Raw genomic sequence first — 11,570 nt, forward strand, 5'->3', positions numbered from 1 at the left:
CCGCAGGGCCTTTTAACGACATGAGCGCAGATTAGAACTGGTAAACCAGACCCAGCGCTACGATATCATCGGTAGAGATGCGAGCATCACGGGTGAACTGGTTGTCATCCAGCAGGTTGATTTTGTAATCAACATAGGTAGACATGTTTTTGTTGAAGTAGTAGGTCGCGCCAACATCAACATATTTCAGGATATCCTGGTCGCCGTAACCATTGTTCAGGTCTTTACCTTTGGACTGCAGGTAAGCCACGGACGGACGCAGACCGAAGTCGAACTGGTACTGCGCAACAGCTTCAAAGTTCTGTGCTTTGTTAGCCCAGCCCAGGTTGCCCGCACGCGTTGCGTTGTAGGTCTGGGTGTACTGTGCTGCCAGGTAAACGTTATTCGCGTCGTATTTCAGACCGCCAGTGTAGGTTTCAGCACGGTCACCGGTACCGAAGTTCAGACGGTTCTGCTCGTCAGTACGTTTGGAGCTGGTGACTGCAGTACCCAGCGCGAAGCCTTCACCGATATCATAAGTGATAGATCCGCCAACGCCGTCGCCGTTCTGACTCAGCGCATCACGACCGTTGCCGGTCACACCAGTCATACCTTCGCCTTCCGGGCTACCGTTTTTACCCTGGTACTGCAGGGCAAAGTTCAGGCCATCAACCAGACCGAAGAAGTCGGTGTTACGATAGGTCGCGAAGCCGTTACCACGCTGCTGCATGAAGTTGTCAGAACCGTAGGTGTCGCCGCCGAATTCCGGCAGAACGTCGGTCCAGGACGTTACGTCGTAAACTACGCCATAGTTACGACCGTAGTCGAAAGATCCTACGTCAGCGAATTTCAGACCAGCAAACGCCACACGGGTCCAGGAGTTGTTTTCGTTTTCAGAGGAGTTACCCTGAATCTGGTATTCCCACTGGCCGTAACCGGTCAGTTGGTCATTAACCTGGGTTTCGCCTTTGAAGCCGATACGCATATAGGTCTGATCGCCATCTTTAGTGGAGTCATCAGAGAAATAGTGCAGACCGTCTACTTTACCGTACAGGTCTAATTTGTTGCCGTCTTTGTTATAAATTTCAGCCGCATTTGCTGCGCCTGCTACCAGCAGTGCTGGTACCAGGAGGGACAGTACTTTAACTTTCATGTTATTAACCCTCTGTTATATGCCTTTATTGCTTTTTTATGCCACTGCATACTGATTAAGGTCATTAACCAGTCGGCAACTTCATTCTCCGCAAAAACACAGAATAATCCAACACGAATATGATACTAAAACTTTTAAGGTGTTTCATTTATCGGCATAGATGTTTCAAAATATTAATACGAGGGAACTTTTTTAAAATCAAAAAACAGGCAAAATAAGCACAAATAATCAAGAACTATTTTAATTAAATTTAAAATCAATAGGTTACATCGAAAATAGTTATAGCACTGAATGACAAAACAAAATCTTCACTCGCAACTAAAATAGACCCGCTATCATCATTAACTTTATTTATTACCGTCATTCATTCATGAATGTCTGTTTACCCCTATTTCAACCGAATGCTTCGCGTTCGGTTTTTTTTTACCCTTCTTTACACAAAACTTACCGTTCTGTGCTACCGATGCAAAACTATAACAACTATTAACTATCTCATTGCGTCGTATTCAGATATAAATCTGATTAATAATTTCTTGTTATTTAATGCTAAATGTATACATTCCGTACAAATATTTGTACCCGCCTTTATCCACTGTACACCTTTGCATTGTGATGGCTGCAACAGAATGGAGCGTAAAAAATGCGGGCCATCCGGCGTGGTGTAAGTGTGGCAATTCATATATTACCCTTTATACTGCCCCATCATCTTTCGCGTCGTTTTAACAGGTCATAAAACACGAATGAGTCAGTCTGACACAACGGCTTCTACCCGATTCTCCCTGCTACCGGGAAGTATTACCCGTTTCTTCTTATTACTGATCGTTGTGCTGTTGGTGATGATGGGCGTTATGGTCCAGAGCGCCGTCAACACCTGGTTAAAGGATAAGAGCTATCAGATTGTCGATATCACCCATGCCATTCATAAAAGGGTCGATACCTGGCGATACGTGACCTGGCAAATCTATGACAATATTGCCGCTACGGCCAGTTCACCTGGTGCAGAAGGACTGCAGGAAACGCGTCTGAAACAAGACGTCTATTATCTTGAGAAACCGCGCAGAAAGACCGAGGCGCTGATTTTCGGTTCCCATGACAGTTCTACGCTGGAGATGACCCAACGCATCTCAACCTATCTTGATACGCTGTGGGGCGCGGAAAATGTTCCGTGGTCTATGTATTACCTGAATGGTCAGGACAATAGCCTGATCCTTATCTCAACGTTGCCGCTAAAAGATCTGACTTCCGGTTTTAAAGAGTCGACGATTGGTAATATTGTCGATTCACGGCGCGCGGAAATGTTACAACAGGCCAATGCGCTGGATGAACGTGAAAGCTTCTCTTCACTGCGCCGTCTGGCGTGGCAGAACGGGCATTACTTCACGCTACGCACGACCTTTAATCAGCCTGGACATCTGGCAACGGTTGTCGCCTTTGACCTGCCGATTAATGACTTGATCCCACCCGGCATGCCGCTGGACAGCTTCCATCTGGTTCCAGATGCCACGTCAACAACCGAGCATCTGAATGAAAAAGAGTCGCCTGACAGCGTCAGCATTAATTTCAACAACAGTAAAATTGAGATCTCTTCGGAGCTAAACTCAACGGATATGCGGCTGGTGTGGCAGGTTCCGTTTGGCTCATTGCTGCTCGACACCTTGCAAAGCATTCTGCTGCCGCTGTTACTCAACATTGCTTTGTTGGCCCTGGCGCTGTTTGGCTATACCACCTTTCGCCACCTCCCTGCCCGTTCCACCGAAGTGGCACCAAACCTTGCGGCAAATAATGAACTGCGTGTTCTGCGCGCCATCAATGAAGAGATTGTGTCTCTGCTGCCTCTGGGCTTGCTGGTGCACGATCAAGAAGCAAACCGCACGGTTATCAGCAATAAAATTGCCGACCACCTGTTACCGCATTTAAATTTGCAAAACATTACCAGTATGGCGGAGCAGCATCAGGGGGTGATTCAGGCCACCATCAATAATGAGCTGTATGAGATCCGGCTGTTCCGCAGCCAGATCTCATCGAGAACGCAGATCTTTATTATTCGTGACCAGGACCGCGAAGTGCTGGTTAATAAGAAGCTGAAGCAAGCGCAGCGACTGTATGAGAAAAACCAGCAGGCCCGAGCGGCCTTTATGCAGAATATCGGCAGCGCACTGAAAGACCCGGCGAAAACACTTGCCGCTAATGCTGCCGCACTGAATAGCCCGGACAGCCAGAAACTGGCCAATCAGGCAGACGTTCTGGTGCGTATGGTAGATGAAATCCAGTTGGCCAACCTGCTGGAAAGCGACGCCTGGAAAAGTGAATCGACGCTGTTTTCCGTGCAGTCGTTAATTGATGACGTGGTTCCGGAGGTTCTGCCAGCCATTAAACGTAAAGGGCTGCAGCTACTGATTAAAAATCACCTTAGCGCCCATGATGAACGCCGCGGCGACCGCGATGCCCTGCGCCGTATTTTGCTGTTGCTGATCCAATATGCGGTAACCACCACGCAAATTGGCAAAATCACGCTGGAAGTCGACCAGGATGAATCGGAGACTGAACGCCTGACCTTCCGCATTCTGGATACCGGGCAAGGTGTCACGTTGAATGAAGTTGATAACCTGCACTTCCCGTTCATCAATGACACCCAGGGCGATCGGTATAGCAAGGCCAACCCGCTGACGTTCTGGTTATGCGATCAGCTCGCCCGCAAGCTAGGTGGACACCTGAACATTAAAGCGCGGGAAGAACTTGGAACACGTTATATAGTCCATGTTAAAATGCCGCTGCACGATCAACATGCTGAAAGTGAAGAGCGTTTGTTAGATGACGTCTGCATAATGGTTGATGTCACCTCTAATGACGTACGCAGCATCGTATTACGCCAACTGGAGAACTGGGGAGCAACCTGCATCACGCCTGATGAGCGGTTGAATAGTCAAGAATATGATCTCTTTTTAACAGATAATCCGTCTAATCTTACTGCCTCAGGCCTTCTTTTAAGCGATGATGAGTCTGGCGTGCGGAAAATTGGCCCTGGTCAGCTGCGCGTCAACTTTAATATGAGCAATGCTATGCAGGAAGCTGTCCTCGAGCTGATAGAAGAGCAGCTGGCACAAGAAGAGATCCAGGAACTCCCCCTCGGCGGAGATGAAAACGCCGAACTTCATGCCAGTGGTTACTATGCACTCTTTGTAGACACAGTACCGGATGATGTTAAGAGGTTGTATACTGAGGCAGCAACCAGCGATTTCGCTGCGTTAGCCCAAACGGCCCATCGCCTGAAAGGCGTGTTTGCCATGCTTAATCTGGTACCCGGCAAGCAGTTATGTGAAGCGCTGGAACATCTTATTCAAGAGAAAGATGCTCCAGGTATAGAAAAATACATCAGCGACATTGACGATTACGTCAAGAGCTTGCTGTAGCAAGGTAGCCCAATACATGAACACTATGAACGTAATTATTGCCGATGACCACCCGATTGTACTGTTCGGTATTCGTAAATCACTTGAGCAAATCGAGTGGGTAAACGTTGTCGGCGAATTTGAAGACTCCACTGCACTGATCAACAATTTGCCTAAGTTAGATGCTCATGTGTTGATTACCGACCTCTCCATGCCGGGAGATAAATACGGTGACGGGATCACGTTAATTAAGTATATCAAGCGCCATTTCCCGAGCCTGTCGATTATTGTTCTCACCATGAACAACAACCCGGCAATCCTGAGCGCGGTACTGGATCTCGATATTGAAGGAATTGTCCTGAAGCAAGGCGCGCCAACAGATCTGCCGAAAGCGCTTGCCGCGCTGCAGAAGGGTAAGAAATTCACCCCGGAAAGCGTTTCTCGTCTGCTGGAAAAAATCAGCGCCAGCGGTTACGGCGACAAACGTCTGTCACCGAAAGAGAGCGAAGTTCTGCGCCTGTTTGCCGAAGGTTTCCTGGTTACTGAAATCGCGAAAAAACTCAACCGCAGTATAAAAACCATCAGCAGCCAGAAAAAGTCGGCAATGATGAAACTCGGTGTGGAAAACGATATCGCCCTGTTGAATTACCTTTCTTCCGTCACGCTGAGTCCGTCAGACAAAGAGTAATTCTTTTAACATCGACGTGCCTGATGGCACGGCGTTTATCAGGCCTACGAATGACACGATGTTGTGCGTGTTACGTAGGCCGGATAAGGCAAACGCCCCATCCGGCCTCTTTTATTCCCGCGCCTTTCTCACTCTTTCCGCATAGACCGTCAGCGTTTGCTTCAATACATCTAACGTCACCGGCTTAGACAGACAGCTATCCATACCTGACTCCAGACAACGCTGCTTCTCTTCAGCCAGCGCGTTGGCCGTCACGCCGACAACCGGCAGGGTTAATCCTAACTGGCGAATACGCTGGGTCAGACGATAACCATCCATATTCGGCATGTTAACGTCGCTCAGCACGATGTCGATATGGTTTTTACTCAGTACATTGAGTGCGTCCACGCCGTCATTCGCGGTTTTACACTGATATCCCAACGATCCCAACTGATCGGCCAGTAAACGCCTGTTGATAGGATGATCGTCAACCACTAGAATCATCATGTCATCGTTAGTTGCAGCAACTTTATCCGGGGCTGGCAACGCCGTTGAAAGCTCTTCACTGCTCAGCTCAAGGCTGTAGATATGCGCCAACAGCGCGGGCAGTTCGTGAGGCGATGCCACGCTGTGCACCCACTCCCCAGGCCCCCTTTCCAGCGGAATACCGATATGACGACGGCAGAAAATCACCGCGGCGCGTCCCTGCCACGCCTGGTCCAGCACATCGTCGGCAATCAGCAGGTCATCCGCATCCGGTTGCTGTCCCTCATAGCACTGCACCGTCATCCCGTTACGCGCCAGACTGGATTCAATAAACTGGTACAGCGACGCGTTACGCACCGCCAGCCAGCAACGTTTGCCGACAAGCCCTTCGATACCTTTTTTCAGCGGGTACTGCGCGCCATAAAGCGGAATACGCAGCATAAACTGGCTACCCATTCCCGGTTCAGAATCGACGGAAATATCCCCATCCATCATGCTGATCAGTTTTTCACAGATAGCCAAACCAAGCCCGGTTCCCTGGAAATTACGCTGTACGCCGGTTCCCACCTGGAAGAAAGGATCGAACAAGCGGACGACCTCTTTGGCAGGGATCCCAACCCCGGTATCACGCACGCGAATACTGAGATAGTCTTCGTTACACTGCACGTGCAGCACAATGCAGCCGGTATCGGTAAACTTGATAGCATTACTCAGTAGATTGGAAATCACCTGCTGCAAACGCATCGGATCACCATTGAGCGCCACCGGTACATTCGGGTCGATAAAGCAGTACAACCCCAGCTGTTTGCGAACCACCAGCGGCAGATAGTTAGCCGTAATATGATTCATTACTTCACGCGGTGAAAACTCGCGCGGTTCAATCTTCAGCTGTTCAGATTCAATTTTCGAGAAATCGAGAATATCGCTGATAATTTTCAACAGCAGGCTGGAAGAGTTGTTCATCGCCGTCACCAGGCGATCCACTCCGTTGGGTAACTCTTTGGTTTGCAACAAATCAAGGTTACCGATAATGCCATACAGCGGCGTACGCAGCTCGTGGCTTACCGTCGCAAGGAACATCGATTTGGACTGGCTCGCCTGCTCCGCCGCCTGCGCCATCTCCTGCAACGACTCTTCCATTTTAACGCGCGCGCTGATGTCAACCAGCACACAAATTGCCACGTTTTCATTACGATAGCGCGAGTGCACAAAGCTGATTTGCAGATTGGTATTGTTGCTGGTCAGCACATCAACAAAATTGACCTGCTGGCCGCAGATAATTTGCGTTAACCGTTGCCGGTCTTCATGCGTCAGCATATTGAGATAGGTGTGCGCCAGCTCATTACTCAGGATGTTAATGCCATCTATCGTACGCAGAATACAAATCCCAACCGGCGCGGAAGCCACGATTTTACGGTTAAACTGCTCGTGCTCTTCCAGACGCTGGGCATCGCTTTCCGCAGGAATAAAAATGCGCCGCTCATACATGCGCGTGAGCATAAATAACGCCGCGCCAACCAGCACATTCAGCAGAATAGCGTTCAGGATCATCATGCGGATCCGCTCCAGCACCAGGTCGACCGGTACTGAATAAACAATGCTTAGCGATGACGGGGGCAGGTTTTTCTTCAGCACCAGTTCGTGAAAACCCGACGTATAGCCAAACCAGGAGCGCTCCTGCATCCAGCGAGGTTCAGCCTTAATATTCCCCTCGGGGCCGGTGAGCGAAATCAGCGCATGACCATTTTCATCAAGGATGGTCACTCCCATCGGCAAACTGCCCGGCGTGAAAAAGTTCTCCATGCGGATAGGCTGTTCCACACCCAACAGCGCCTGCAGGCGATTAGCGAGATAAACCGGCGTCAGCGCATAGAAATAGCCTATCCCCGGCCGCGGCCCCTGGCTAATCCAGAACAGGTTATTACCGTTTTCGTCCTGCGGTGCATTGCGATACTTAATAATGCGCTCATGCAGCGCCTTCAACGCCCCGTCACGTTCGACAGGCATATCACGCAGACCGAAATTGGCCATGCAAAGGTTGTCGCTGCCGATCAGGAACACACGATTCAAATCATAGGCCGCGGAAAAGTTATCCCGCCAGTAGCGCATAAACCACGCCAGCGATTCCAGCGAACCTCGCCAGGCGTTGCCCATCACCGAGCAGTCGGAGTCGGCAAACAGCGGCTCGAAGTTTGGCACGGCGGTTTTATCATCCCGCGCGCGCAACGACATCACGCCGTTTTCCGCCGTTAAGCGATTCTCCGCGATATATTTCAGCTCTTTAATCACATCAGAGGTGCGCTGAATGTAACGTTGGGCCTGATCGGAACTGAGGTTAAGCTCCTGGTGAATCTCGGACTCTCTCTGGTGCAGCGCATTCACGATGTAGAAAACGGAGGCAAATGCGATTAGCCCCCAGATCAGGAGCGCCAACGCCCTGAACAGATAGCGTGAGACTTTTAGCGTTGAATGAACGGAAGCAAGGTATTTCAAAGGGGCGAAGCTCCGCCTCAGGGCATTAATAGAGTGTGGTTAAGGTAGCGGTAAATGTCCGGCGTCGCAATGCCCTCTCTTTACGGGAATATGATACACCGCTCTGAAACCATTGTCTTAACCCGTGATAATCGTCGTTTGCCTGAAAAACACTGCACGGATGTCAGAATGCGCGACCTGAGATGGCTGGCTCGTCGGTTATACCCACGACGATTACGCAACCAAATGATCATGATGGCCATCCTGATGGTCATCATTCCGACGATATCTATAGGTTATATCGTAGAAACTGAAGGCCGTTCAGCAGTCTTATCTGAAAAAGAGAAAAAACTGTCATCGGTGATAACCCTGCTAAACGATGCGCTGGGCGACCGCTTTAGTCACTACCCAAATTTGCCGCGTGAAGCACGCATTCGCGCGCTTAATCAAGAGTTGGCCCCCATCACCGAGCGCATTACGCAAGCGTTTCCCGGCATTGGCGCCGGGTATTATCACAAAGCGCTGGATGCCATTATCACCTACGCCCCCTCCGCGCTTTACCAAGGCAACGTAGGTATCACCATCACCGAGGATCATCCCGGACGCGAAGTGATGAGTAGCAACGCGCCTGTGGTCTATTCCGGGCGACAGGTTCGCGGCGACATACTCAACTCGATGATCCCAATAGCGCGCCAGGGAGAGGTTATTGGGTATATCTGGGCCAATGAGCTCACCGAAGATATCCGCCAGCAGGCCTGGAGAATGGACGTCAGGATTATTGCCGTACTGGTTGCCGGGCTCATCTGTAGCCTGCTGCTCATCGTGCACTTCTCACGCCGACTCAGTGCGAATATCGACATCATCACCGATGGGCTTTCCACGCTGGCACAAAAAACCCCTACCCGATTGCCTGAACTCCCCGGCGAGTTAGGACAAATCAGCCGTAGCGTCAATGCGCTGGCACAAACGCTACGGGAAACCAAAACCCTTAACGATCTGATCATTGAAAATGCCGCAGATGGCGTGATCGCCATCGACAGGCAAGGCGACGTTACCACCATGAACCCGGCGGCAGAACAGATAACGGGCTACACGCTGCATGAGCTGGTCGGACAGCCCTATGCGACGCTCTTTGCCAATACGCAGTTTTATAGCCCGGTACTGGACACCCTTGAGCACGGTACTGAACATGTGGCCCAGGAGATTAGCTTTCCAGGACGAGAACGCACCATTGAGATCAGTGTAACCACCAGTCGGATCCATAACGCACACGGCGAGCTGATTGGCGCGCTGGTTATTTTCTCCGATTTAACCGCCCGTAAAGAGACCCAGCGTCGACTGGCTCAAACCGAAAGGCTTGCCACCCTGGGTGAGCTGATGGCCGGCGTCGCGCATGAAGTGCGAAACCCGCTGACTGCAATTCGTGGCTACGTCCAGATCATCCGCCAGCAAACCTCGCTGCCGGAACATCAGGAATATTTATCTGTTGTGCTGAATGAAATTGATTCCATCAATAAAGTTATTCAACAACTGTTAGATTTCTCTCGCCCACGACAAAGCCAGTGGCAACAGATTCGGCTCAATGCGCTCATTGAAGAGACGCTAATCCTGGTGCAAACCGCTGGCCTACAGGCACGGATCGCCTTTACAACGGAATTAGATCCCAGCCTGCCGCCGATCGTCGCCGATCGCGAGCTTCTCAAACAGGTGATCCTCAATATTTTAATCAATGCGGTGCAGGCGATCGCTGCGCGAGGCGAAATTCGCATCCGTACCTGGCAATACTCGGCCTCGCAACAGGCCGTGATGATTGAAGATAATGGCAACGGTATCGATCTCGCCATACAGAAGAAAATATTCGATCCCTTTTTTACGACAAAAGCATCAGGCACCGGTCTTGGACTGGCGCTGAGCCAGCGCATCATCAACGCGCATCAGGGGGATATCCACGTAACCAGCCAGCCTGGCTGCGGGGCGATATTCACTCTGATTTTACCTCTTAACCCGCAGGGAAATCCGTCAGAATGAAAACGACCTATCGTATTCTCATCGTTGATGATGAAGAAAATGTTCGCCGTATGCTTGCCACCGCATTTTCCCTGCAAGGGCATGAGACACATTGCGCCAGCGACGGGAAAGCCGCGCTGAGCCTGTTTAGCGAAACGCAGCCAGACGTGGTGCTGATGGACATTCGCATGCCGGAGATGGACGGTATCGACGCGCTGAAAGTTATGCGCACGCAGCAACCACGGATCCCCGTCATTCTGATGACCGCTTACGCTGAAGTAGAAACCGCAGTAGAAGCTTTACGTAGCGGCGCATTCGACTACGTGATTAAGCCCTTTGATCTCGACGAGCTAAGCATGGTGATTCAACGCGCATTGCAACTGCAGGAGATGAAACAGGAAATCCGCAATCTGCATAAAGCGTTGACCACCAGCTGGCAGTGGGGACACATTCTGACCACCAGCCCGCGTATGATGGATATCTGTAAAGACACGGCGAAAATCGCCCTCTCCCAGGCAAACGTGTTGATTAGCGGTGAAAGCGGCACAGGAAAAGAGCTGATCGCCCGCGCCATTCACTACAACAGCAAACGCGCCAATGGCCCCTTTATCAAAATTAACTGCGCGGCTCTGCCGGAGTCGTTGTTAGAAAGCGAGCTATTTGGTCACGAAAAAGGCGCGTTTACCGGGGCACAGACATTACGCCAGGGATTGTTCGAACGCGCTCATCAGGGAACTTTATTGCTTGATGAAATTGGCGAGATGCCGCTGGTGCTGCAGGCCAAACTACTGCGCATTTTGCAGGAGAGGGAGTTTGAACGCATCGGCGGGCACCAGACCATTCGCGTTGACATTCGAATCGTCGCCGCCACCAACCGCTGTCTGCAAACGATGGTGAAGGAAGGAACGTTTCGCGAAGACCTGTTTTACCGGCTCAACGTTATCCATCTGACTTTGCCGCCATTACGCGAGCGTCGTGAAGATATTGCCTTATTAGCAAACCACTTTTTACAAAAATTCAGCTCTGAAAATCAGCGGGATATTATCGAAATCGACCCGACGGCGATGTCGATCCTCACCGCCTGGCCCTGGCCCGGTAACATTCGCGAACTGTCAAACGTCATCGAACGTGCAGTCGTTATGAATACCGGTGCGGTGATCTTTGCCGACGATCTCCCCGACCCGTTGCGCAACCCGGTGAGCGCCACAACAGAAACAAAACCGACTTACTCCGGGGAACGCAATCTGAAAGAAGAGATTAAACGTGAGGAAAAACGAATTATCCTCGAAGTCCTCGACAATCAGGACGGCAATCGCACCCGCACGGCGCTGATTCTGGGAATTAGCCGTCGCGCTTTAATGTATAAATTACAAGAGTACGGCATCGACCCATCGGGTTCCTGATACGCAAGTTTGCT

The 11,570-nt window shown here is 50.7% G+C and carries 6 protein-coding genes; 4 read left to right on the forward strand and 2 right to left on the reverse strand.

Features of this window, described 5'->3' with window-relative positions; genetic code table 11:
* Nucleotides 1-31: 31 nt before the first annotated feature.
* Complete coding sequence (locus BZK42_RS06555) at nucleotides 32-1,132, reverse strand: porin OmpC (RefSeq protein ID WP_016153787.1); 1,101 nt, start codon at nucleotides 1,130-1,132, stop codon at nucleotides 32-34.
* 740 nt (nucleotides 1,133-1,872) lie between these two features.
* On the opposite strand from BZK42_RS06555, the gene rcsD reads away from it, so the two are divergent.
* Together rcsD and rcsB are read left to right on the forward strand one after the other, a co-directional pair.
* On the forward strand, nucleotides 1,873-4,542 hold the full coding sequence (gene rcsD, locus BZK42_RS06560; RefSeq protein WP_080858925.1) for a phosphotransferase RcsD: 2,670 nt from the start codon (nucleotides 1,873-1,875) through the stop codon (nucleotides 4,540-4,542).
* 16 nt (nucleotides 4,543-4,558) lie between these two features.
* A complete protein-coding gene (gene rcsB / locus BZK42_RS06565) occupies nucleotides 4,559-5,209 on the forward strand; it encodes a response regulator transcription factor RcsB (protein WP_003027592.1) in 651 nt (216 codons plus the stop codon).
* Nucleotides 5,210-5,320: 111 nt separating this feature from the next.
* Here the strand turns inward: rcsB and rcsC are convergent, their stop codons facing one another.
* Nucleotides 5,321-8,167, reverse strand: coding sequence for a two-component system sensor histidine kinase RcsC (gene rcsC / locus BZK42_RS06570; RefSeq protein WP_053389233.1), 2,847 nt, complete (start codon nucleotides 8,165-8,167; stop codon nucleotides 5,321-5,323).
* Nucleotides 8,168-8,335: 168 nt separating this feature from the next.
* Between rcsC and atoS the strand changes: the two genes are divergently transcribed.
* Entirely contained in the window at nucleotides 8,336-10,174 is a 1,839-nt protein-coding gene (atoS, locus tag BZK42_RS06575) for a two-component system sensor histidine kinase AtoS (RefSeq protein ID WP_032947136.1), read from the forward strand.
* Entirely contained in the window at nucleotides 10,171-11,556 is a 1,386-nt protein-coding gene (gene atoC, locus BZK42_RS06580) for an acetoacetate metabolism transcriptional regulator AtoC (protein WP_080858926.1), read from the forward strand. The genes atoS and atoC overlap by 4 nt, the downstream gene beginning before the upstream one ends.
* Nucleotides 11,557-11,570: the final 14 nt, after the last annotated feature.

The sequence above is a fragment of the Citrobacter braakii genome, assembly GCF_002075345.1.
Lineage (GTDB): Bacteria > Pseudomonadota > Gammaproteobacteria > Enterobacterales > Enterobacteriaceae > Citrobacter > Citrobacter braakii.